General features: G+C 53.1%; 24 protein-coding genes and 1 pseudogene. 12 read left to right on the top strand and 13 right to left on the bottom strand.

Going from position 1 to position 22,995, the window contains the following annotated elements; all coding sequences use genetic code 11:
* Positions 1 to 10: 10 nt before the first annotated feature.
* Genes PMIT1303_RS08010 through PMIT1303_RS07995 form a run of 4 tightly spaced genes read right to left on the bottom strand, consistent with a single transcriptional unit; the run spans position 11 to position 2,256 of the window.
* The gene (locus PMIT1303_RS08010) at positions 11 to 256 is read right to left on the bottom strand and encodes a hypothetical protein (protein ID WP_231901412.1); all 246 of its coding nucleotides are present in this window, start codon (positions 254 to 256) and stop codon (positions 11 to 13) included.
* 19 nt (positions 257 to 275) lie between these two features.
* Entirely contained in the window at positions 276 to 767 is a 492-nt protein-coding gene (locus PMIT1303_RS08005) for a hypothetical protein (protein WP_063398274.1), read from the bottom strand.
* 3 nt (positions 768 to 770) lie between these two features.
* A complete protein-coding gene (gene argB, locus PMIT1303_RS08000) occupies positions 771 to 1,697 on the bottom strand; it encodes an acetylglutamate kinase (protein WP_063398273.1) in 927 nt (308 codons plus the stop codon).
* Positions 1,684 to 2,256: a DUF2854 domain-containing protein gene (locus PMIT1303_RS07995; protein WP_011130636.1), complete on the bottom strand. Its 573-nt coding sequence runs from the start codon at positions 2,254 to 2,256 to the stop codon at positions 1,684 to 1,686. Before PMIT1303_RS07995 ends, argB begins: the two co-directional genes overlap by 14 nt.
* 52 nt (positions 2,257 to 2,308) lie before the next feature.
* Here PMIT1303_RS07995 and PMIT1303_RS07990 point away from each other — a divergent pair, with 52 nt between their 5' ends.
* Complete coding sequence (locus PMIT1303_RS07990; protein WP_011130635.1) at positions 2,309 to 2,509, top strand: hypothetical protein; 201 nt, start codon at positions 2,309 to 2,311, stop codon at positions 2,507 to 2,509.
* Positions 2,510 to 2,518: 9 nt separating this feature from the next.
* Here PMIT1303_RS07990 and PMIT1303_RS07985 read toward each other — a convergent pair whose 3' ends face one another.
* Entirely contained in the window at positions 2,519 to 3,001 is a 483-nt protein-coding gene (locus PMIT1303_RS07985; RefSeq protein WP_063398272.1) for a single-stranded DNA-binding protein, read from the bottom strand.
* A gap of 29 nt (positions 3,002 to 3,030) precedes the next feature.
* Between PMIT1303_RS07985 and PMIT1303_RS07980 the strand changes: the two genes are divergently transcribed.
* Together PMIT1303_RS07980 and cutA are read left to right on the top strand one after the other, a co-directional pair.
* Positions 3,031 to 3,852, top strand: a complete 822-nt coding sequence (locus PMIT1303_RS07980) for a precorrin-6A/cobalt-precorrin-6A reductase (RefSeq protein ID WP_063398271.1) — start codon at positions 3,031 to 3,033, stop codon at positions 3,850 to 3,852.
* Between the two features lie 20 nt (positions 3,853 to 3,872).
* Positions 3,873 to 4,214, top strand: coding sequence for a divalent-cation tolerance protein CutA (gene cutA / locus PMIT1303_RS07975; RefSeq protein WP_063398445.1), 342 nt, complete (start codon positions 3,873 to 3,875; stop codon positions 4,212 to 4,214).
* Positions 4,215 to 4,227: 13 nt separating this feature from the next.
* Here cutA and PMIT1303_RS07970 read toward each other — a convergent pair whose 3' ends face one another.
* From PMIT1303_RS07970 to PMIT1303_RS07955, 4 genes are all read right to left on the bottom strand, one after another.
* The gene (locus tag PMIT1303_RS07970; protein ID WP_156486974.1) at positions 4,228 to 5,235 is read right to left on the bottom strand and encodes an adenosine kinase; all 1,008 of its coding nucleotides are present in this window, start codon (positions 5,233 to 5,235) and stop codon (positions 4,228 to 4,230) included.
* A gap of 64 nt (positions 5,236 to 5,299) precedes the next feature.
* Positions 5,300 to 6,619: an adenylosuccinate synthase gene (locus tag PMIT1303_RS07965; RefSeq protein ID WP_196757479.1), complete on the bottom strand. Its 1,320-nt coding sequence runs from the start codon at positions 6,617 to 6,619 to the stop codon at positions 5,300 to 5,302.
* Positions 6,620 to 6,706: 87 nt separating this feature from the next.
* Complete coding sequence (gene psb27, locus PMIT1303_RS07960; RefSeq protein WP_196757478.1) at positions 6,707 to 7,147, bottom strand: photosystem II protein Psb27; 441 nt, start codon at positions 7,145 to 7,147, stop codon at positions 6,707 to 6,709.
* Between the two features lie 28 nt (positions 7,148 to 7,175).
* Positions 7,176 to 8,975, bottom strand: a complete 1,800-nt coding sequence (locus PMIT1303_RS07955; RefSeq protein ID WP_063398269.1) for a proline--tRNA ligase — start codon at positions 8,973 to 8,975, stop codon at positions 7,176 to 7,178.
* A 147-nt stretch (positions 8,976 to 9,122) separates the two neighbouring features.
* Here PMIT1303_RS07955 and PMIT1303_RS07950 point away from each other — a divergent pair, with 147 nt between their 5' ends.
* The 3 genes from PMIT1303_RS07950 to PMIT1303_RS07940 all read left to right on the top strand — a co-directional run bounded on the left by PMIT1303_RS07950 (position 9,123) and on the right by PMIT1303_RS07940 (position 10,897).
* The gene (locus tag PMIT1303_RS07950) at positions 9,123 to 9,587 is read left to right on the top strand and encodes a hypothetical protein (protein WP_011825410.1); all 465 of its coding nucleotides are present in this window, start codon (positions 9,123 to 9,125) and stop codon (positions 9,585 to 9,587) included.
* A 366-nt stretch (positions 9,588 to 9,953) separates the two neighbouring features.
* Positions 9,954 to 10,478, top strand: a complete 525-nt coding sequence (locus PMIT1303_RS07945; protein ID WP_011130626.1) for an inorganic diphosphatase — start codon at positions 9,954 to 9,956, stop codon at positions 10,476 to 10,478.
* A 56-nt stretch (positions 10,479 to 10,534) separates the two neighbouring features.
* Entirely contained in the window at positions 10,535 to 10,897 is a 363-nt protein-coding gene (locus PMIT1303_RS07940) for an arsenate reductase family protein (RefSeq protein ID WP_063398268.1), read from the top strand.
* Positions 10,898 to 11,538: 641 nt separating this feature from the next.
* On the opposite strand, the gene PMIT1303_RS07930 is transcribed toward PMIT1303_RS07940, so the two are convergent.
* Positions 11,539 to 13,032, bottom strand: a complete 1,494-nt coding sequence (locus PMIT1303_RS07930; protein ID WP_063398266.1) for a hypothetical protein — start codon at positions 13,030 to 13,032, stop codon at positions 11,539 to 11,541.
* 81 nt (positions 13,033 to 13,113) lie between these two features.
* On the opposite strand from PMIT1303_RS07930, the gene lepB reads away from it, so the two are divergent.
* Complete coding sequence (gene lepB, locus PMIT1303_RS07925) at positions 13,114 to 13,818, top strand: signal peptidase I (RefSeq protein WP_063398265.1); 705 nt, start codon at positions 13,114 to 13,116, stop codon at positions 13,816 to 13,818.
* On the opposite strand, the gene PMIT1303_RS07920 is transcribed toward lepB, so the two are convergent.
* A complete protein-coding gene (locus PMIT1303_RS07920; protein WP_063398441.1) occupies positions 13,808 to 15,064 on the bottom strand; it encodes a dihydroorotase in 1,257 nt (418 codons plus the stop codon). The genes lepB and PMIT1303_RS07920 overlap by 11 nt on opposite strands.
* A 4-nt stretch (positions 15,065 to 15,068) precedes the next feature.
* Positions 15,069 to 16,400, bottom strand: a complete 1,332-nt coding sequence (locus tag PMIT1303_RS07915; protein WP_063398442.1) for a histidine phosphatase family protein — start codon at positions 16,398 to 16,400, stop codon at positions 15,069 to 15,071.
* Between the two features lie 151 nt (positions 16,401 to 16,551).
* Here PMIT1303_RS07915 and PMIT1303_RS07910 point away from each other — a divergent pair, with 151 nt between their 5' ends.
* The 5 genes from PMIT1303_RS07910 (at position 16,552) to PMIT1303_RS07890 (ending at position 22,653) form a co-directional block, all read left to right on the top strand.
* Positions 16,552 to 17,943, top strand: a complete 1,392-nt coding sequence (locus tag PMIT1303_RS07910; protein ID WP_304440524.1) for a CPBP family intramembrane glutamic endopeptidase — start codon at positions 16,552 to 16,554, stop codon at positions 17,941 to 17,943.
* Positions 17,944 to 18,036: 93 nt separating this feature from the next.
* Positions 18,037 to 18,504 carry a hypothetical protein gene (locus tag PMIT1303_RS07905; RefSeq protein ID WP_074159230.1) on the top strand — a complete coding sequence of 156 codons (468 nt, stop codon included), beginning with the start codon at positions 18,037 to 18,039 and terminating at the stop codon, positions 18,502 to 18,504.
* Positions 18,504 to 20,312: a penicillin-binding protein 2 gene (locus tag PMIT1303_RS07900; RefSeq protein ID WP_063398263.1), complete on the top strand. Its 1,809-nt coding sequence runs from the start codon at positions 18,504 to 18,506 to the stop codon at positions 20,310 to 20,312. The genes PMIT1303_RS07905 and PMIT1303_RS07900 overlap by 1 nt, the downstream gene beginning before the upstream one ends.
* A 92-nt stretch (positions 20,313 to 20,404) precedes the next feature.
* Entirely contained in the window at positions 20,405 to 21,577 is a 1,173-nt protein-coding gene (locus PMIT1303_RS07895; protein ID WP_063398262.1) for a transaldolase, read from the top strand.
* A gap of 410 nt (positions 21,578 to 21,987) precedes the next feature.
* Positions 21,988 to 22,653, top strand: a complete 666-nt coding sequence (locus PMIT1303_RS07890) for an SDR family oxidoreductase (protein ID WP_063398261.1) — start codon at positions 21,988 to 21,990, stop codon at positions 22,651 to 22,653.
* Between the two features lie 169 nt (positions 22,654 to 22,822).
* Here PMIT1303_RS07890 and PMIT1303_RS13495 read toward each other — a convergent pair.
* Positions 22,823 to 22,995, bottom strand: a pseudogene (locus tag PMIT1303_RS13495) (dehydrogenase); the annotation flags it as partial.

The raw sequence follows: 22,995 nt of genomic DNA, 5'->3' as shown, positions 1-22,995 counted from the left end.
GCCATCATCTTCAATGGTTGATGGTCTTGGAGGTCCGTTCGAGGGGCATTTTGAGCACGCCGAAGCCGAGTCTGAGCTGAACGTTTTGCAGGATCAGGCTGATCTTCAACAGCTCCATGCCCCAAGGGTTGCCAACCTCGAGTCGGCTGGAGCGTTTGCGATCAAGGTCTAGCTGCTGAGGGTCGCCTTGCTGTAGAGGCCAACTCAGATCCCCGTCAGGGTTGTTGGTGAGTCTTTGGCTGGTTACTGGGTTCACTCGTTTGGCCTTAAGAGGCTCATCTCGGTGGTATGGCCAAGCCACTGAGCAGCATGGTTAACCCGATGAGAACGAGCAAGACCAAGATTAAGAAGCCCAGATTGGGGGCTTTTGTGGGTCCGGTGGCTGGCGGTGGCGGCGGTGCTGGCCGCAGTGAAGGTCGACGGGCTGAGACAGGGCGTGCAGCCGTTGTGGCTGTCATGTTTAAGTTCGGCAAGCGTATCGACCAGTTGGCAGGCCGTTGCAAGCTTGGTGCTTCCAACACGATCAGTAGCTGTTTCGCGTTCTGGCGAAGTTCGAGGTCTTTGCAGCGGGTGAGAAGACGACAGGTTGCGAGGGCCTTGCGCTCGTCACCTTGCCCCATCCAAGCAGTAACCATCAGCATTCTGATCCTGGCCCCCTCCGCATGGGGCAGTGGATGGTTTGCTGCCAAAGGCTCTAATAGAGCAAGGCTTTGGCCATAGTCTCCGCGGGCGAGGGCGGCTTCAGCCTCGGCCAGATTCGCGTGCATCGCTCAGCTGCGACCAACCACCATGGTGCCGATGCCGGCGTCGGTGAACACCTCGAGAAGCAGGGCGTGTGGAACACGTCCATCGATGATATGGGCAGCGCCGACCCCTTGAGCTAAAGCTCTGATGCAGCATTCGGTTTTTGGGGTCATGCCGCCAGTCACCACCCCTTCAGTGATGAGCTGGCGTGCTTCAGAGAGACGCAACTGATGAACAAGGGAACTTGGATCATCTCGATCTAGCAAGATGCCTGGGGTGTCGGTTAGCAGGATTAGTTTCTCTGCTTGAAGAGCGGCGGCGATCTCACCGGCGACCGTGTCTGCATTGATGTTGTGTGAGCAGCCCTCAACAGTGGCGGCCACACTTGAGATTACTGGTACATAACCCTTTGCGAGAATTGGTTCAAGTACATCGGTGTTGACTCGGGCTACATCTCCGACGAGGCCATGGCTGCCGTCGCCCCAGGGTCGGGCTTCAACCAGACTCCCGTCACTGCCACTAAGGCCAACAGCCTTGGCCCCCAGTTGGTTGAGGCCATTAACGATTTGCTTGTTAACGCGTCCAACTAAGACCATTTCCACCACGTCCATGGTGTCTGCATCGGTAACGCGAAGGCCATCGCGGAATTGTGCTGGAATCTCAAGCCTTTCCAGCCATTGATTGATCTCTGGTCCGCCGCCATGAACCACAACGGGCTCTACGCCCACGCTGACGAGTAGGGCAAGGTCGCGAAAAACCGCTTCCTGCAAATTGGCGTGGGCCATGGCGGCTCCGCCGTATTTGATAACAATGCGCCGTCCGCTAAAACGTTGGATATAAGGGAGGGCTTCGCTAAGCACAGAAACCCTGAGGGAGTCATCCTCTGTAAGCCTTCTCGCGGAGTTGGTTTGGCAGGGCTCAACCAGCGCTGCAGCAGATTTAGCTGACTCCATCTTGACCTGCTAGTTCATCATCCTTGTTGATTGGCAGCAGGATGAGATCCAGAACCCCCGCGCTTGGAGATTTCAGTTCGGCGTGCAGGCCTTTGGCAAAGAAGCGGCCCAATCGTTCCTGGCGTTCCTGCCAGAGATCGAGTGGCACAGCACCCAGATTGAATCTCAACCGTACGCCGTACCCCGCTGCAGTTTCTAGTTCTTCAATCTCTTGGAGCTGAGGGGGGTTGTCTTTATCCCAGAGTTTGAGCGCTTCTAAGGACGTCTCAAGATGGGCTTTCTGTCCATAACGCCAGCGGGTTACATCCCAGACGAGTTTGCCAAGTTCCGGTGCTCCCTTCTCCCTGGCTTGACGCAGAACTGCGGCTGGAGTGACGCGTTTAGCAGGGGGAAGTTCAGAGGATTTTAGTGCTAGTCCTCCTATGAGGATGGGCACTCCATAGAAGATGGTTGGCAGGCTGAGGTTGGCATCGCCATTTGTGTAGGCCACCGCACCAACAACTGCAAGTACACCACCTGCCACGGTGACGAGGCTGCCTGGAGAGAACAGATCATTCATGGCGTTTATTCTGACGCTTTAGCCTCCAGGCTGAGGGTAAGGATCCGTTGCAATGGCTTCAGCTCATCCCTCTGATAGCGACTTATCTGAGTTGATCACTCAGTTGGATGCTGATCGAGCTTGGTTGCTGGAGCAGATTGATCGTGGCCGTTGGGTTGAGTTGCGCCTTGACTTGGCTGCTCTGGAGAGGGAATTGGGCCAGCTGTTGACTCGAGCTGCCGAGGGCCTTGAAGACGAGAACAGCTTCGGGTAATGAATGCGTTCAGAAGGGAATGTCATCGGTGTCTGGCACCAGTGGGGCACTATTCCAGCTGGCAGCTTCTGGTTCTGCAGTTGTTACCGGTTTGGGTGTTGGCGTCTCGGCTATCGCTATAGGTCGTGAGGTCTGGTTGGTTGTAGTGCTAGTAGGTCGTTCTGGGCTACTAGCAGTTTGACCAGCTTGGCCGGAGAGGGAATGAAGACGCGCGAGCGTGAATTCGGCGCGCTTTTCCTTGGTGCCATCTTGGCGGGGAACTGTGTTCATTCGTAGTCGCCCTTCAATCACAAGCCTTTGCCCAACTTGGACGCGGTTTTGTAGATCCTGGGCAAGGTTGCCCCATCCCACCACCTTGAGTTGACCAGGGGCAGTGTCGACACGAAGTGCATCGAAGCGCACCTCCATTTCGGCGATCGGTGTTTGGTTGTCTTGGGTATAACGAATGGTTGGTGCCTGGATCACTTCCACTTCAAGTACGCAGTGGTTCATGTCCTTCCCTTGGAGTGAGAGTCATTTTGATGCAAGCTTGCAGGAATGACCAGCCGCATGTCTGGTTGCTATCTGGGACTGGTGAAGGGCCTGTTTTGGTAGCCGCTTTGGTGGCTCAGGGATGGCGAGTCAGTGTCAGTGTCGTCAGTGCTAGCGCCGCAGGGGCCTACGCAGGTCTGTCCTTGGAAGATCTTTGGACGGGCCCCCTCGACGGAGTGGAAGGGATACTCGGGGTGCTTGATCAGGCTCGTGATCGCCATCAAGGTTTTGATTGGGTGGTGGATGCGACCCATCCCTTTGCAGTCAAGATCAGTACGGATCTGCAGAGTGCCTGTCAGGAATTCGTTCAGCCTTTGTTGCGCTTTGAGCGTCCCATGGAGGGTTGTGGAGAAGCATCCCTGATCGCGAGCTCGGCTGATTTGGCAAGGCAAACATTGCAAGGAAGTCGATTGTTGATGGCTCTTGGGGCAAGGCATCTTGGCCAGGCTGTTAGGGCAGCTCGTCAGGCTGGAGCTCAAGTGTTTGCCCGTGTGCTTCCTTCGCCGGAAAGTCTTCGACATGCTTTGGCGAGTGGCTTGCCCGAGCACCATCTGGCTGTTGTGCGTCCGCTGCAGGGGCAATCTCATGGCGAACTGGAGTCAGCCTTGTGCCGGCGCTGGTCGATTACAGCAGTGGTTTGCAGGCAGTCGGGGGGGGTGACGGAGCAGCTCTGGCACAAGATCTGTCGGCAGCAGGGTCTTGGCCTTTGGTTGATCTCCCGGCCACAGCCCTGCCTTGCAGTAGAAGCCATCGGTAGCGTTGAGAGCCTGCTCAATCGGCTCTCAACCGATCCAGTAGCTCCACTGTGCTGACGTTCTTCGCAAAGGTCTTCATGGTTGATCGAGGATCCTCATCGACACTGGTTTTAGTGTTGACCACAGAGGCAAACGCAAACCTGGCCGAGGGATTGGCCAATGAGCTCTTGGCTCGCAGGTTGGCGGCCTGCGTGAGTTTGCAGCAGATTCAATCCCACTACTGTTGGCAGGGGAAGCTGGAACGAGCGCAGGAAGTGCAATTGCTGATCAAGACCAGTCAGGATCAGCTGGATGCACTGCATCAGACGATTAAAGAGTTACACAGCTATGAGACCCCAGAGTGGATTTACTGGTCAGCCACTGCAAGTGATCCTTACGCTGCTTGGGTAGCAGCAGCTGTGGAACCTGTTGAAGGGTGAAACAGCCCTTCAATTAGTTCAGATGCTTCGCTACTAATTCCGGAAGCGACACCTGTGAGCGAGGACCGAGTTGAGTGATTACCTGGCCGGCGCAGATGGATCCAATTTGTCCACAGGTTTCCAAAGGGCTTCCCTGGGTGTAACCGTGTAGGAAGCCACCGGCGTATAGATCACCTGCACCTGTGGTGTCAACCACGTTGCCAAGTTTGTAAGCAGGAATATCCCAGCGTTGATCACCAGCGAGCACGACAGATCCGTGCTCGCTGCGGGTGAGGGCTGCCACCTTGCAGCGGCCTTTCACTTCTTCCAATGCAGCCTCGAAGCTGACACTCTTGTAAAGAGAGGTGATTTCGCTGTCGTTAGCAAACAGCAGATCAACGTGGCTATCAACCAGCTCGAGGAAGCTGTCGCGATGCCGATCAACGCAGAAGCCATCGGAAAGAGAGAGGGCTACTTGGCCTCCTGAATCACGACAGACTTGTGCGGCAGCGATGAAGGCTTTTTTGGCTGCTGGACTGTCCCATAGATACCCCTCGAGGTAGAGCACCTTGGCTTGGCGAACCATTGACAGGTCTAAATCTTCAGGGTCCAGCTGTACCGAAGCTCCTAGATAGGTACACATGGTGCGTTGCGCATCAGGGGTGACCAGGATCAGACAGCGAGCCGTAGAAGGACCATCACTTGCTGGTGGAGTCTCGAATCGAGCGCCTACTGAACGGATGTCGTGGCTAAAAATGCTGCCTAGTTGATCATTTTTGACACGACCGATGAAGCCTGCCTTCCCGCCGAGCTGCGCCAGACCTACCAGGGTGTTGGCGGCGGATCCACCTGAAGTCTCTAGACCTGGTCCACTGATGGAGTAAAGCGCTTCTGCTTGGGCTTCATCCACCAAGGCCATATTGCCTTTACTCAGACTGTGCGCATCAAGGAAGGCATCGTCCGCCTGCACCAGCACGTCCACGATGGCATTGCCTATTCCAACCACATCGAGAGGACGATCACTGAACCTGGGGATAGCCATGGAGGGATGCATGGGAAACCTCAGAAGTATCGATCCCCGTCCACCATCTGTTTTGAGAAAGGGCTTAGGCGCTTAGGAGAGCCCTTTTGGGACCGTGGATCGGATCTTCTACAACGATTGTTTGATCACGGTTGGCACCTAGGGAGACGATGGCAATCGGCACTTCCATCAGGTCGGCGAGGAAGCGCAGATAGTCCATCGCTGTGGTTGGTAGGTCTTCAAGACGGCGGCAGTCTGCAGTGGAGCATTGCCAGCCTGGCAGGGTCTCGAAGATTGGATGACAGCGGGCAAAGTCTTCTGCGCTGCTAGGGAAGTGTTCAATTCGTTCACCATTGAGTTCGTAGGCCACGCACACTCGGATTTCGTCGAGCTCATCAAGCACATCGAGTTTGGTAATCGCCAGGCAATCCAGGCCATTCACTGCTACTGCGTAACGACCAATGACTCCATCGAACCAGCCGCAGCGTCTGCGGCGGCCTGTGGTGGTGCCGAATTCACCTCCCCGGTCACAGAGCTGTTCATTGATGCTTCCTTCCAGTTCTGTAGGAAAAGGACCTTCACCTACACGGGTGGTGTAAGCCTTGGCAACACCGATCACTCGATCGATCAGCGTGGGTCCGACTCCAGCTCCGATGCATGCACCGCCTGAGATTGGATTGGAGGAGGTGACATAGGGATAGGTGCCGTGATCAAGGTCTAAAAGGGTCCCTTGAGCTCCTTCAAAAAGAATGTTTTTGCGGCTGCGGGCAGCTTGATGAATGGTTTGAATACAGTCGACAACGTGTGGAGCAAGCCTTTGGCCATAGCCGAGGTATTCCTCGATGACCTGCTCTGAGTCAAGTGGTGCTACTCCATAAATTTGTTCGAGTAGACGATTCTTTTCTTGCAGAGGGCCACGAAGTCGTTCTCGTAGTCGTTGGCTATCTAAAAGATCAAGTACGCGAATGCCGTTGCGTTGGGATTTATCGGCATAGGTGGGACCGATGCCCCGTCCAGTAGTGCCGATACGTTGATCGCCACGTTCTTGCTCCATCGCCTCATCCAAGAGGCGGTGATACGGCATCGTTACGTGGGCAGTCGACGCCAGTTGAAGACCTGAGATATCAATGCTGTTCTCAAGCAGCATGTCTAGCTCCTTGAGCATCACTTTGGGATCGATGACTGTGCCAGAGCCGATGAGGCAGATTGTTTCTGGGTAAAGGATTCCTGAGGGAATGAGGTGCAGTTTGAGCACCTGGTCATCCACAACGATTGTGTGGCCGGCATTGACGCCACCTTGATAGCGGACGACAACATCAGCTGAACGGCTTAGGAGATCGGTGATCTTGCCTTTTCCTTCGTCACCCCACTGCGCACCGATGACGACAACATTGGCCAAGGACACTGCGGCCCGAAGCCGCCGTTATTCACAAACGGGGATCTTCCCAGATATCCCTGCCTTAAGTCAAACAGTGATTACCTAGCAGTTGATTTATCTGCCTCTTAATACAGTTTGTTCTGCCTTGGCAAGTTCTTTAGTGATCCGATTTTGAAGTTCTTCCGGTAGGGGGCGGTTGGCGAAGTTGTTGTAATGACCAGCTAGAGAATTGAGGGCTGTCTGCATGGTGGTGAAGGACTGCAGGTTATTCACCTTGGAGCGAGGCCGATATCGGGCGATGTAGTTGTAGCTCAGGTCACGAGCCTCCTCTTGCGCTGCTGAAAAGCCTTCGTCGTCCGAGGACAGGGCGATTGCGTCTTGCAGGTTGTGAGCCACGTTGACTGTGTCGTCTACATAGTTTCCGGACAATTGGATCTCGGCTGCATTGGCGCTTCCGTTGGCAGTGAGCATCAGGCAAAGGACAAGGCAGATTGCCAATCCTGCCCGCATCAACTGCTTGGCCATGTGATGCAAGGCAGTAGTCATCCGGTTCATTCCATTCCCAAGAATTTTAAATGGCTGGTCAGACCCTTGTGTTTTGGTTCGCTGCTATCTCTTTAACCAGTGCGGTAAAGGCCTGTTTTGCAGAAAGTATTTGAACCTTGCGGCTGGATCTTTGAATCAGTTCCACCTGCCCCTTGGCGGCATCTCTGCCAACCACGACTCGCCAAGGGATACCGATCAGGTCAGCATCTTTGAATTTCACGCCGGCGCGTTCAGTCCTGTCATCAAGTAGCGCTTCGATATCAGCTGCTTGTAGTTCGCTGTAAAGCTGTTCGGCCAGCTTTTGCTGAACCTCATCCTGGATGTTGGCTACCACGATGATGACCTCAAATGGGGCTATAGCCAGAGGCCAATTCATGCCAGCTTCGTCATGGTGTTGTTCCACAGCGGCCTGGGCAAGTCTGGAAATACCGATGCCGTAACACCCCATCCAGAAAGGCTCCTGAGTGCCCTGGTCATTGGTGAAACAGGCCTCTAGGGCTTCTGAGTACTTGCGACCTAATTGGAAAATGTGTCCTACCTCAATGCCTCTTCTCTCCTCCAGAATCTGGCTGGAGTCATGGATACAGCGATCGCCAGCCTGCGATTTGCGTAGATCGACGCTTTTGGGCACTCCCCCGAGTTTTGACCAGGTCATGCCAGTTCGATGCTGATTGTTTTGATTGGCACCGCAGACAAAACAGTTCAGCTCAGTAGCTGTCGGGTCAGCTAGGCGTAGGAAACGTTTTGTCCAGCTTGTGGCTCCGCTTAACAGGGCATCGTCTAGGTCAGGCCCTATCGCCCCAAAGGGCCAGGCTTCAAGCTTTTGCGCAGTGATTTGATCGGCGCTGATGGGGGCCACATCGAGCACCCCCTTGTTTAGTTCACTGCTTAGGGCGTTGATCAGCTTTACCTCATTGAGTTGCTGGTCTCCTCGGATGCTTACAAGGACTGGTTGAAGTTCACCATCTTCGATGCGGGCCAGCATGACCAGCACCTTCACCACTTGAGACGGAACAAGGCCCTGGGCGGTACACAGTGTCTCGATCGTTCCCTGTTCGGGTGTATCAAGCAAGGCAACTTTTGAAGCAGGCAGGGGGATGGCTTTTGGTGGATGAGAGACGGCCTTTTCTTGGTTGGCGGCGTAGAGGCCATCACCACTGATCAGGATCAGGTCTTCGCCAGCATCCGCTGTGACCATAAATTCTTGAGACGAGGCTCCGCCGATGGCTCCGCTGTCGGCTTCCACGGCGACGGTTTCGAGTCCGCAACGGGAGAAGATTCGTTGATAGGCCTCATCCATGGCTCTGTAGGTCCTGGCGAGGTCTGCTTCGCAGGAATGGAAGGAATAGGCGTCCTTCATGATGAATTCGCGGCCGCGCATCAGGCCAAAACGTGGGCGGATCTCATCGCGGAATTTGCTTTGGATCTGATAGAGCGTTACAGGAAGCTGTCGATATGAGCGCAGCAGGTCTCCGGCAAGACTTGTGATCACCTCTTCATGGGTGGGGCCGAGTCCGAGTTCTCGTCCTTGGCGGTCTTCAAGGTGGAACATCAGGCCTTCGCCGGCCGTGTACCCCTGCCATCGGCCACTAAGCCGCCAGAGCTCTGCAGGCTGCAATTGAGGTAACAAGGTCTCCAGAGCACCAGTGGCATCCATTTCCTCCTGCACAATCGCTGTGATTTTGCGCAGGACCCGCCACATCAGTGGTAGGTAGGCATAAATGCCTGAAGTCACACGACGGATATATCCCCCTCTGAGCAGCAATTGATGGGAGGCGATTTCCGCGTCAGCTGGTATGTCGCGCAACGTCACCAGCATCAGGCGGGAGACGCGCATGAATCGGACCTCAGTGGATGGGGGAAGCTACCATCCGCGGTCCAAAAAAGCCGATCACGAAACTGTCTCAAGGCGCCGAATCGACCTGTACGAGATGAGTCTCACCTGCTAATCTCGCGCAACATCAAGAAGCGGTTAGTCGATCTCATGTCTGATGGCTCGGTCAATTCTGATTCTCCTCTGCCCAGCCCTTCTTCAGATTTGAGCAAAGATATTAATGCTGTGATGGCTCAATCTGATGCGCTGGTTGGGATCGATGACGTTCAGAAGTCTTTGAATCGTTCAAGGGCTTCGGTGTATCGCTACACAAATACAGATCCACGCAACCTCAATCCTTCGTTTAATCCTCGCAAGCTCAATCCTGAGTATCGAAGCGATCAGAAAGATCCCCTTCTTTTTCATCCAAATGAAGTCGCCCGTTTCGCAAAGGATGTTTTAAGGATCAAAGAAGTCACTGTTGAGGTTCTTAATTCCCCCTCAACAGCAACGCAACAGGTTCTTGGATCAATCCTTGAGGAGCTGCGTGCGATTAGGTCACAGCTTGATGGATTGAATGATGCACCGTCAGATTTGGCCGCCCATCGAGAGCGGCAGGATCGTCCTGCTGCATAACGTCTCTTTCGGTGACAGAATATTTTGTAGCGGTTTCCGGCAATGGCTTGCCCAGACCCTGAAATCGCCCCGATGAAGGTGGCTGATGCTATCCCCTACACCGGGTCGTTCTAAACCACCCCTGCATGGATCCTGACCCAGCCTCAGTTTCAAGCCCCTCGTCTAAGGGTGAGGAGCCGTCCAGATCACATCATGATTCTGGTCTCATTGGACCAGATCCTGAAGATCCTTTCAGTTTGAGTGCGCCTTCGATTGCGTTGCTGGGTTTGACTATTGCCATCGCAACCGTTGGAGTACCCCTCGCGGCAGTTTTGACAGATCGGTCTGCGGGGAGGGAAAGCATGGTTCCCACAGCCTTGGAGAAAGATGGATCTAAGCTCTCTACTCCCATCTCCTTCACCCGGGTTGGTCAACCTGTTGGTGGAGATTCCGGCGGGAAGCCGGAACAAGTACGAATATTTCGATGAGGCTGGTGTGATGGCCCTCGATAGGGTTCTTCATTCCTCGGTTCGCTACCCGTTTGATTACGGCTTCATCCCCAACACCCTTGCTGAAGATGGTGCACCTCTTGATGCAATGGTGATCATGGAGGAACCCACATTTGCTGGCTGTCTGATTAGGGCACGACCAATCGGGGTGCTTGATATGCATGATTCCGGGGCTTATGACGGCAAGTTGTTGTGTGTTCCCGTTGCTGATCCCCGTCAACGGTCGATCAGCAGCATTCGGCAGATTTCAGCCAGTCAACTGGAGGATGTGGCTGAATTCTTCCGCACTTACAAAAATCTTGAGGGGCGAGTTGTTGATATCGGTGGCTGGAGAGATTCAGAAGCTGTTGAGCCTCTGTTGGAGACCTGCGCCAAAGCTGCGCAGGTTAAGCTGAAAAAGTAACTATGAACCCTAATCGCTTGATTGAACGAGTTCATTTTTTGCTGGCCAGTTAAATCATGCTCAACTCAATAAGGATTTATAGCTATTCGCGCTGCGCTACTTGTCGGAAGGCCTTGGCTTGGCTGCAGGAGCATCAAATTGTGCATGATCTTTTCGACATCGTTGAGACACCTCCTAGTCGAGAGATGCTTAGTGGCGCCAGTAAGCAGTTAGCAAGCCGCAAACTTCTCTTCAACACAAGTGGTGTAAGTTATCGCGCGCTTGGCGCGGATGCAGTCAAGGCCATGAGCGATGACGAGGCGCTCGATGCACTTGCCTCCGATGGCAAGTTGATTAAACGTCCTTTCTTGATCACTGAAAATGGCAGTGTATTGGTGGGCTTCAAGCCGGATGTCTGGGCTGAGGCGTTGCTGCCTTGAAGAGTAAACCCTTAGAAATAGGAGTATATTTCGGCAAAAATAAATATTGTTTTGATGCGATGAATTTTTTGTAGGGCTGCTAAAGGGAAAATGACAAAAACAGATCGCGAACGATGGGCGTGCGATTATTGCTATTCGCAATTTGTAAAAGCCAGTAATCAATAACCTGAAGGATGATTCGTATATTGTTTATTCCTGGGGGATTGACTGCCATGGCGATAGCAGGTGTATGACGAGCCATGAGTCATCCCTGTGCGCGAATATAATGGCCTTGTCTAAGCATTTATCTACTTTATCTGCAAGTTGATGGCAGCCTGTAAAGGATAGTGCTTGTTGTCTATTCATGCTGCTGGAAGGAGATGGTTTGTGTTGTATATTTTCTAGATAAAGCAGCAAGCTTTTTCAAAGAAGTTCAATTAAGTGGATCCGGATCAGGCTCAAAAAGTCAAGAGATTAAAGTCGCTGAGGGCTCGCTATGCAATATTAAATGCGGAGGCAATTTTAATCTTTGTGGCCGTTTATCTTGTCGCTATTTCGTTTTCTTTTGTTTGCGTATTTCAGGCTCTCGCTGTCTTTGGATTTCTTCTAATGGTAGCTTGCATGATATCTTATAGTGTTATTTTATTGCTAGATTCTTGCTTTTAGCTTGTCGTTTTCGCCTCGCTGAAGTTAAGACCATCGAGCTCACTGATCAATTCATTAACCCCACCTTGTTCTCTGAGCTGGCGGAAGCTGGAGCGCTTGAACTCTTCAAGGAAGGCCACCATTAGTTCTTGACTACGTTCGAGAACGGGTCCCTGCTCGATGGTGCGAGCGAGCTCTTCCCAGAAGCGATCAATCGTATCGACTCCTAGTTGCTCTAGCACCATATCTTTGCGGCCAAGTTGGTCGCCGGCATTGCGAGAGAGCTGCAGAAATGTATCGATCATTCCGGCTGCAAGTTGCCGGCTTAGTTCGGATTCGGCCTTTTCAATGACGGCAAGCCCTTTGAGTGGAGTGGGCACGATCACGCCATCCATACTTCGCTGCAAGGCGTGACTAAAGAGTGCCAAAAGTTGGGGACGCATGCTTGGCCCTACCTCACTGAGGAGCAGCGGTAGCCAGAGTCGAAGCAATTCGGCTAGTTCACGTTCTTCGTTCTTGTCCACTGATTGATGACTACAAAGACTGCGGATTCGTTGCGGCAGATGTGGTGAGCGAATGATTTCTTGCATCGCATCCACGATGCGTAAGGTGAGAACTTCAAACAGCTCAAGGGCTAATAGGGCTACGACGCCCCTGCTGATGACAGCGCGCAAAGGTTCCAGCTGAATGAGCCCAGCGCTGGATAGGCGCTCGGTAACGGGCACTACCCGCAAGAGTCTCCAGAATGGGAGGAGTAGAGGCAGGTCGATCCAGCGTCGAAGCAGGGCCTCTCGCCAGCTAATGCCGGGGAAGCGACGCTTCAGGCGCATAGCCCTTAGCAGGATGTCGAGGAGAAAGAGAAGTTGGAAGGGAGTGTCGAGGCGCCAGGCATAGTCAACAAGCTGCCCGTTTTCGTTGATCGATCGCCAATAGTTGGTGGCGATCAGGGGAAGAATCTTCTCGGTCCAGAACAGTCTTTCTTGCTGCCAATCGAGGTTGTTGAGGTATTTGTTTCCCAAGAGATGGGCGGCTGCCTGCTTGGAGGAATCCATCCCACCCCTTGCACGCAGTAGGTTTTTTAGTTTTTCAAGGGTGCCGACGTTGCCAGAGCTGACGAACGGATTCTCATCGATCAGTTGAGTCGTGAGCTCGACTTGATTAAGGCGTAGTTGTTGTGAAGCAGGGCTATTGATTCCTTGCCTTGCTGCGGTTTGATCGAGTTGGCTGAAACGTTTGATATAAAGCTGCGTATCTCTATGCGGTTTGATGCCTTTAACAACGTCATAGAAAGGCGTCACGTTCGGCAACCATGGCAACGGCACCATCAACGATGTTGAGGGCAGGAGATAGAGATTGCGGTGTAACCAGAAATTGCGTAGCGGAATGTAGGTAACGTCGAAGAGGATCCAACTCAAGTTGGTCGCAGCGATTAGCGCCAAAACCTGATCCCAGCGCTGCCAGAACTTACGCGAGGGGGAGGGTTTCAACCCTTGCCAGCGGGGACGCACCATGGGCCGAGGTTGCTTTGATCACGCTAAGGGGCCGGACAGGCTGGCCTTATCGTTAAGCATCGAATTCATAACAGGGCTGAGTTGTCTGACGCGCAGCAGCAGGACCATCCCACAAACGATAAGGCGTCTGCTCCCCAGGGAGCATCAACCTCTAAACCTCATCCATTTTGGGATTTCTGGGGACCAGTCTTCTTCACTTTGGGCCTGTATTTCGGCATTCGTCATTACGTCGCTGAGGCGAGATACATTCCCTCTGAATCGATGATCCCAGGGCTGCAAGTCCAGGATCGTTTGCTGGTTGAGAAAGTCAGCCTTCGCAGTCGATCTCCACGTCGTGGGGAGATCGTGGTGTTTAACACGCCCTATTCCTTTAATTCTGCGTTGAATTTGAAGAGTGGTCAGAGCTCCCTTCCTTGCTTTGTGGTGAACCTTCCTTTTATGAACTGGATGGGACTAACCAATCCCAGCTGTGATGCTTGGATTAAGCGTGTTGTCGCCGTGGGTGGAGACCAGGTTTCGATCAATCCCAGGGGAGAAGTGAGCGTGAATGGACAGAGGCTGAAGGAGCCCTATGTAACCCAGTATTGCCCTGTGACCAACAGGGGAATGGGCCCTTGCAATTCCCTGATCGCGACAGTTCCTAGCGATCATGTGTTGGTGCTGGGAGATAACCGAAGCAATAGCACTGATGGACGAATTTGGGGATTTCTGCCTGAGAAAGAGATCCTCGGGCGCGCTTTATGGCGTTTTTGGCCTTTTGATCGTTTCGGCTCACTTATTCCCTGAGTCCACATGCCACGACACGGCCTTGCAGTTGGCAGCCCTGCCAGGGTTGATTAGCGGCTTTGGGGGCATGATCACTGTGCCGATCTTGGATCCAGAGCTGATCAGGCTCGAACATCAGCCAGCGTCGGCTGCCAACGGTCAAGCGTTCTTCGGGCAGGTTGAGCATTTTTGACGGCCCAAAACTCAGAGCATGCCAAAGCTGCTCTACAGACCAACCAGCTTTGACCACAAGCTCTTGCCAAAGCGAAGGCAGCACGAGTTGATGGCCTGCTAGGCCAGGCTCAAGCTGATTTGGAGGCAGTTGGGTGTCTTCCTCATCAAGGGGTATGGCATGGACAGCCACGGCCGTGAGGGTGCCATTGGCGAGGGCCTTGATCAAGGCTGCTCGATCCCGAGGACTACCAAGAGATGGGATGACCCTCCATCCGAGCTCTGTGGGATCAAGTTTGCTTTGGTCAGTGACCAGATGCCACCAGCACACGCTGGCCATAGGCCGGGAGGGACAGGACCCCAAGATGGCTACTCCAGGGGCAGTGGCCAGGTTCATCAGTCTTAGGGAACGTTCAGGGTGCTGCCGATGAAGTTCGAGAAGTTGTCTCAGGGGGAGGGTTTCGCTGGCGAAGGGGTCAGGTGCCCAGCCCGCTCGTAGTGTTTCAACGCCTTCGCGCACCATCCCGCCACCTTGAATTTTTTCATCTCTGGGGGCGATTAACACTGGGGCTGATCCCATTTCGCCTAGCACCAGCCCCCGTTGTAGGAGAGCGATCGGCACGATTAGATCGTCGTTTGCCAGTCCTACTGCACCGTGTTGCAGTAAATCCGCGTGGGGGGATAGTTCGCTGCCGGCACCATCTCTGCTAAAGCTGCCCCACAAGTGAATGTCGACATCGCTATTTGGATTTAAAAATCCCTGCAATCTTTCGGGGCGATCACGCCAGGTGGAACTGCGGGGTAGCAGAGCTAGTTGGCCATAACCGGCAGCAGCAGCTGCATGTCTCAGGCTTGCAAGGGTTTCGCAATGACCACTGATTGGATCTTCAAGGATGGAATGGGGGTCTACAAGACAGGGGGCGAGTAGTTGTTGGCTGGCTGATTTGGGGGTCAGTCCGAGCTGTTGAGCCTGTTTACGTGCCTGCGCTCCAAAGGCGATCAGATGGCTGTCTCTGATCAGCACAGCATCTTCAACGACAGGTTGATCCGACCCGTGCAGGATCCTTATGGGGTCTAGAAGTTGTGCCTCGGGCATCACGTTAGAGCGCCCCAGCAGCTGTGCGATCGAGCACACCACCAAGGTGAGAGGTGAGGTTGAGAGAGGTCACCACTGCAGGTTGGCCGGGATCTGTAGCGATGTCGACCACCGTGACACCTCCATTCCCTTGTTTGACTGCCCAGATATCAGCCGGGGTCATTCCGAGTAGATGGCAGAGAATCGTTTTGTTGACAGCGTCATGAGCTACCACGAGCGCTGTTGCTTCTGGAACCAGGCTGTTGGCGATCTTGTTCCAGCAGGCCACGGAACGCTTCCATACATCCTGGATGGTTTCGCCTTCGGGCATCTGCACCGTCTGCGGAGCTTGTTTCCAGGCCTCTAGCAGTTCAGGCCAGCCGGCTTCAATGTCTGATTCCAGCTTCCCTTCCCAAAGGCCATGGCCGATTTCCACCAGCCCCTGGGTGACTTCGAGTTGGACATCTGGATGGTGCTTGAGGATGGCTTCTGCCGTTTGTCTTGGTCGGGTCATCGAACTGCTGTAGGCCTGATCGATCAACACATCGCTTAGGAATGCTCCGGCGGCGGCGGCTTGCGCGAAGCCATTTTTATTGAGCGGGATGTCGATTTGGCCTTGGAACCGGCCTTGTTGGTTCCAGTCGGTTTCACCATGGCGCACAAGGATCAGTCTCGGACCCTTTCCTTTGCTGGGTAGTTGCTGATGCAAGTGAACGGTGCTGTTTAGGCATTCGATTTGTGCTTGATGGGATTGCTCTGAGAGGGGTATCAGGTTGAACACCGAGAGGGAGGCGTTATCGAGGCGCAGCCGTCGCAATCCTTGGTCTGGCTCACCAAGCAGAACAAGGATTAAGCAGCGCAGGATGCAATTGTGCGAAACAACCAGAACTGTTTCGTCACCCTCCAGTGGGTGACGTTGAATGAGTTTCCGTAGGAATTCACGAGCCTGTTCCATCAGCTCGCCAATGGGTTTATAGGGATTGCCCTCTTCTCGCTTGAGAACCAATTCCTGTGGTTGTTGCTTCCAGGTGCGATAGGCATCTGGGAATGTGATCTTTACCTCATCGCTGCAGAGACCACTCCATGGAGCCAGGTCGATTTCCAGTAGCCCATCATCGAAGCAAGGCCTGAGATCACTGCCTTTGCTTGCTAGTAGGTTTGTTGTTGTGGATGCGGCACGCTTCAGAGGGGAGCTATAAACAGCATTGATTTGGATTTCTTTCAGGGCTTGTCCAGTTTGACGGGCCTGTTCTTGGCCTTCCGAGGTGAGCGTGGAAAGATCACTGCGACCCTGAATCCGTCGCTCGCGGTTGAAGCTGCTCAGACCATGACGGACGAGGAGAAGACGCAGGGGCACCGGCAAAGATGTTTTGACGCGGCCATCGTATGGGGCCCCCTGCCAGCGCAGTATGGGATGGTCTTCGGCGATGCCCTTGAGGGAGTGTTGAACAGCTGTTAGCGCGCTGTGCTGCGGCCAGCGAGAATCAGCTTCAATTGATGCCTGGTCGTTGAGCTTTGATCCCCTGTTCAGCCTGATCAGGCGATACACCCGTGAGCCGCTTTGGAAAGTCGGACTGGCTTTTGTATCACTGATGTTCGCGGTTTTGATTTGGTTTGTGGGGTTGCAAGACAGCTTCAGCAGGCCGTCAGTGACCCCAACCATCTCCATGCAGCAACAGGAGATGGCTTTGCTTGCTGATCAGGCCGTCCCTGCAGCCATTAGGCCTCTGCTGGTGGGTGAGGATCCAACATTGGCTTTGCAAGAAGCTCTCGGTGAGATCCCTCTCACTCAGATGAATGACCGCCAGAGGCTGTTGCTCGCCGGACTCCAATCTTCAGGGGCAGAACGTCGTGAGCTCCTGGCTGCTTCAGTGCAGTCACCGTTACTGATTCCTCTACAGCAGGTGCTACTGGCTAGTACGCAAGAAGGGGGCCTGTCACTTGCTGATCGTGAGGCGCTTGGCTCATTAAGCGGGGACCCTTTGCTTCAGCAGGTTGGTTGCTTTGCTCTTGGCGGGGATCGCGATGACTGCGTGAATCCCCGTGTCGCATCGAGCATGGCTTTGAGGCTGGTCTTGAGCGTGGTTTTACCGGCGGCGGCGCTACTTGCCGGTACTGGGCTTTTGTTGCGTCATCTTTGGATGTTGATCCGCAAGTCCGTTGCTCCCTGGCCACCGCTTCAGGCCTTACCACTTTCTTTAACGGACATGGTGCTCCTGATCGCTTGTGGATTTGTGGTCTTGGGTGAGGTGATTGCTCCCGCTTTCGTGGCTCCGCTGAGTGCCTTGATGACTAGGGGGCTGGACAGCCCCTTGAGCAAAGCGTTGACAGTGGTGATTGGCTACGGCGCTTTGGCACTACCGCCATTGTTGATTCTGCGTCAGCAGCTGCGCAGTCTGAAGGCAACTGATCGGCCTGTTGATGGATGGTTGCAGTGGCGTCTGCAGCCTTGGGGTTCAGCGTTGCTGAAGGCAGGTCGAGGCTGGTTGATGGTGATGCCGTTGGTTCTATTGACTGGATGGCTGATGGGATTGCTGTTGGGGGATCAAGGGGGAAGTAACCCCTTATTGGAACTGGTACTGCGCAGCAAGGATCCATTGGCCTTGATGTTGCTAGCTACCACCGCTGTGATTCTGGCGCCTCTCTTTGAGGAGTTGGTTTTTCGTGGTGCGCTTCTGCCTGTATTGGCGAAATCTTTTGGTCCGCTATGGGGTGTGGTAACCAGCGCGTTGGTGTTTGGTGTGGCTCACCTGAGTGTTGGTGAATTACCCCCGCTGTTTGTGTTGGGCTTGGGACTCGGTCTATTAAGGCTTAGTTCAGGTCGTCTTTTGCCTTGCGTGCTGATGCATGCCCTCTGGAATGGGGTTACTTTCATCAATCTTTTGCTCCTTGGCGGATAACTGAACTCTTCAATCAGCATGTGATTGTCAGCGACTTAGCCTTGCGGAGGCCTATTGAGGGTGGTTCACTGATTTATTACAGTGGCTTATTCGGTGGTTGCCGCACTCCAACAGCGTTCGGTAACGGCTAACCGTGGTGTTTCGCGGGCACGATCTGTCCGCACACTTGAGCTGATCCAGGGATCCTTGTCTTCAAGGAAGCTGGCTCGCCAGTCGCCAGTTCTGGCAGGACTGCATCGGGCTGCTGATGGTGCATTGATCGGTGTTTTGGTTGCTGCGGCATTGATGTCTGCTCTCACGCTGCATTGGCAGCATCGTTGGACCATTGCTTTCAACAGGCTGGAGACCACTCGCTCATTGGCTCATCGTCTTACGGAGTCAACCGCGATGATTGAGCGTCACTTGTTGGCTGAAACTAGGTTGCCTCAGTCGATGGTTCCCACAAAGGTTGCCAACCTTCTTTATCTCGAACGCTCTGCTGATCCGTCTGGTGGTGTTGTTTCTGGAGAGTCGCAACTGCTTAGCCAATTGATGGGCCAACCCATTAATCACGGCTACTGATGCCTGCCTCAAAGGCTCGTCGCTCACGAAGTTCTAGGAGGCGTGACCAGGGCGTGATTGCGTTGGAATCAGTTCCTGCTCATCGGATGCGATGGGTGTTTTCCATCCTCTGCGTTGGGCTGATTGGACTTGTGGGCCGGATGGCTTGGCTGCAGGTTCTGCAAGCACCGGAACTTGAAGCCCGTGCAAGGGATTTGCAGACCCATCGAACCCAACCGATTGGGACACGGCGTTCAATTGTGGACCGCAATGGACGGCTGGTGGCTCTCGATGAGGAACGCTTTCGGCTTTGGGCTCATCCTCGTTATTTTAATTTCCCCGGGGATGATCCCGGTTTGATTCGTAAGCCACTGGATGTTGCTCGCAAGCTCTCCGGGGTGTTGGCGATTCCTGTTGCCGAATTGGTGCAGCGATTTGGTGACCGTCCTTCTGGTGTGAAGCTTGCTGAAGGATTGGATCAGGACATCGTCAATGAAATCCGCAACCTTGGTATCAGTGGTTTAGATCTTGAGGCTTATCCACAGCGGCTTTATCCGCAGGGCTCTCTTTTTGCCAACGTGGTGGGCTTTCTTAATTTGGATCGCGTCCCACAGGCGGGATTGGAGCAAAGTCGCCACGAGGATTTGTTGCGTCATGAACAGGTTCGCAGCCTGCGCCGAGGAGCGGATGGCACCCCCCTTCCTGACGACCTGGCTCCGGGAGTGTTTTATGGCGATCATCTAAGTCTGCAGCTCACTTTGGATGCTCGTTTGCAGGAGTTGGCGGGGCAGGCACTTGTGGCCCAGGTCAAAGAGTGGAAGGCCAAGAAGGGAGTGGCCATCGTGATTGATGTCACCAATGGAGAGTTGCTGGCGCTGGCGTCAACACCCACATATGACCCGAACAAGTATTGGCAATATTCGCCCTCTCGCTTTCGCGAGTGGTCCGTTCAGGACCTTTATGAACCTGGTTCTACCTTAAAGCCGATCAACCTTGCCCTTGCTCTTCAGGAAGGTGTGATTCAGCCGGGTGGAAAGGTGAACGACAACGGATCACTGAAGATCGGTGGATGGCCTATTTCCAACCATGATCGTCAGAGCCATGGGGTGATCGACTACGCCACGGTGCTGCAAGTTTCTAGCAACGTCGGCATGGTGAAGATCATGCGTCAGCTCAAACCCACGCTGTACTGGGATTGGTTGCGACGGCTAGGACTTGATGTCAAGCCCGATACGGATCTGCCGGGGGCTATTGCAGGTCAGTTAAAGACGAAGGAGCAGTTCGTGGCTCAGCCAATTGAGCCGGCCACGGCGGCATTTGGACAGGGACTGTCGCTCACGCCACTGAAGCTGGCTCAGTTGCATGCCTTGATTGCCAATGGTGGCCGCCTGGTGAGTCCCCACATCACCAGGGGATTGCGGGCGGGAGAAGCGTTGGCTCCACGCGCCGCCGCAACAACTGGACATCAATTACTGCGCCCAGATGTCACCAGGATTGTGCGGGACTGGATGGAATCGGTTGTAGAGAAAGGAAGTGGGGAAGGGGCGAAAACGCCTGGTTATCGAATCGGTGGCAAGACCGGCACTGCTCAGAAAGCACTGAATGGGGTCTATTTATCAGGAGCAAAGATTTGCAGCTTTGTTGCCCATCTGCCTGTTGATAATCCTCGCTATGTGGTGCTGGTCGTGGTGGATGAACCCCAGGGGGGCAATGCTTATGGGTCCACGGTGGCGGTACCTGTGGCGAAGCAGATCATTGATGCTTTGCTGGTGCTTGAAAAAATTCCCCCTAGCACTGAGCAGACCCATTCTCAGCCGGCCAAAGGCTAAGTCTTGGCAAAGCTTCGATGGTGAGTTCTGAACCTGGGCTGTCAGCAAAAAAAACGCCGCTAGCTTAAAGATCTTGCGAGACGTTCTGCTTTATGGCCACACTCCTTGAGCAGCTTTCCACCATGACCGTGGTCGTGGCGGATACCGGTGATTTGGACGCCATTAGAAAGTTCACCCCCAGGGATGCCACGACCAACCCTTCATTGATCCTTGCGGCGGCTCAGATTCCTGCTTATCAGAGTTTGATCGATGAGGCTCTTCATTCCTCCCGTCAGTTATTGGGCAACTCTGCAGCTGTGGAGGAGGTGGTGCATGAGGCTCTCGATGAGATTTGTGTAATCTTTGGAAAGGAAATTCTCAAGATTGTTCCTGGCCGTGTTTCCACTGAAGTGGATGCTCGCCTCAGTTTCAATACTGAAGCCACAATCGCTAAGGCTCACAAACTGATTGGCCTATATAACGATGCTGGCATTACTAATGATCGCGTTTTGATCAAGATAGCTTCTACTTGGGAGGGCATAAAAGCGGCTGAGGTTTTGGAGAAGGATGGAATTCATTGCAACTTAACTCTGCTATTTGGCTTTTCTCAGGCTGTCGCTTGTGCAGAAGCAGGAGTCACTTTGATCTCTCCTTTTGTTGGGCGAATCCTTGATTGGTACAAAGCGTCTACTGGTCGGGATTCTTATACAGGTCCAGAAGATCCTGGTGTGATCTCGGTGACCAAGATCTTTAATTACTTCAAAACCTATGATTACCAGACTGAGATCATGGGTGCGAGTTTCCGCAATCTTGACGAAATTATTGAATTGGCTGGATGTGATTTGTTGACCATCTCACCAAAGCTTTTGGATCAGCTGCGTAGTACAGAGGCTCCGCTGATGCGTAAGTTGGATGCTGTCAATCCTGTTGCTGCAGAGTCTCAGATCCATGTCGATAAGGAGAGTTTTGAGTCAATGATGCGGGCTGATCGCATGGCTTTTGAGAAGTTGGATGAAGGGATTCGCGGCTTTAGCAAGGCGATTGAAACTCTTGAGGCTCAGTTGGCACATCGATTAGCTGTTTTGGAGGGAGGAGCGGCTTTCTGCCATGTTGTTCAGGAGATTTTCATGCTCAATGATCTCGATGGTGATGGTTGTATTACTAGAGAAGAATGGCTCGGTAGTGATGCGGTATTTGACGCCTTAGATCATGACCATGATGGCCGACTCCTTCAGGAAGATGTTCGTTCTGGGCTGGGTGCTGCGTTGGCACTAACAACAGCTTGAAGTCTCGCTGAATAAGGGGATGAGTCTTTCCGTTGTCAATGCTTTCCCCTGGCAGTAATTATCTGAAAGACATAGAACGTTTGGTCTTATTGAAGTCTCTAGTCAAGATTGCGATCTTCTCTGGGTGGGAAAATTTATAGCTTTGTCTCGAGTAAGATAGAGAGCTTGGGGATGAGTGCTTACTACAATTTCTTATGGCTTTGAAGAATATCTTATTTTGCCTGAGTTGAAGCTGGAGAGTCTTTCTGCCATCTTGAAAGTAATAATGCTCTGATCGCAAGATCGGCATCGTTTGATCAGAGCATGAGAGAGATCAGGGTTGGCAATCCAGCCAATCCAACTGGCATGCGTGCAAAGATCCCCTCTCGCTATAAAGTTATTTTCTAAATAGGCTTCTGCTTTCTCTGCTCTTGGCGACCTATCTGATCACAGGAACGAATCGCGGCATTGGCTATGAATATTGTCGTCAGCTTCATGCACGTGGTGACGTGGTTGTGGCTGCATGCCGTAAGCCTTCGCCGCAAATGGAAGGCTTAGGCGTGCGTATTGAGGCTGGGGTAGAGATCACTTCAGATGGATCGATTGCGCGCTTGAAGCAACGGCTTCGCAGCTTGCCGATCGATGTGCTGATCCACAATGCCGGCATTTTGGAAAGCACAAATTTGAAAGATTTTGATCCCGAGAGCGTTCGTCGTCAGTTCGAGGTCAACGCCATTGGGCCATTACGTGTCACACATGCTCTTTTGGATCATCTACTTCCTGGAGCCAAAGTTATTTTGATGACTAGCCGCATGGGCTCGATCGATGACAACAGTTCCGGCGGTTCTTATGGCTACAGGATGTCGAAGGTGGCTTTATGTATGGCAGGAAAGTCATTAGCTATCGACCTTAAATCTCAAGGCATTGCCGTGGCGCTTCTTCATCCAGGGCTTGTGCGTACCCGCATGACAGGATTCACTGCTCAAGGCATCACTCCAGAAGAGTCAGTTGATGGCTTGTTGGCCCGTATTGACAATCTCAATTTGGAAAACTCAGGCACTTTTTGGCATGCCAATGGGGAAATTCTTCCTTGGTAAAAATTGGTTTGGCAAGGAAGTGATTGACGTTGCTTTTGGCTTGTTATTTTGCGTTCTTCGTAATCACTAGAGAGCGCTTCACTGCTCACGCTAAAATTTATTTTGAATTAGAAATGCTTGAATGCTAGTTATCGAACTTCGTTCGGCCAATCTTTATTCTTTCAGGTAATTAACGTTGCAAGAGCAACCGTTTAATTACACGCTGGGCAATGTCTCCATATCCCATCTCTCCAGAAAGGATCTGAGCAATCCGTTGTGGAGCTGTTGGCCTTTTGATTCCAAGCTGATATCCCACCTTGGGAAATCGATAAAACACCTGAGCAATCCTTTTCCCCCAGGCCA

The organism is Prochlorococcus sp. MIT 1303, from assembly GCF_001631965.1.
In the GTDB taxonomy this organism is placed as follows: Bacteria; Cyanobacteriota; Cyanobacteriia; order PCC-6307; family Cyanobiaceae; genus Prochlorococcus; species Prochlorococcus marinus_D.
The sequence above is the reverse complement of the archived record's forward strand: the minus strand, read 5'-3'. Positions and strand labels throughout refer to the sequence as shown.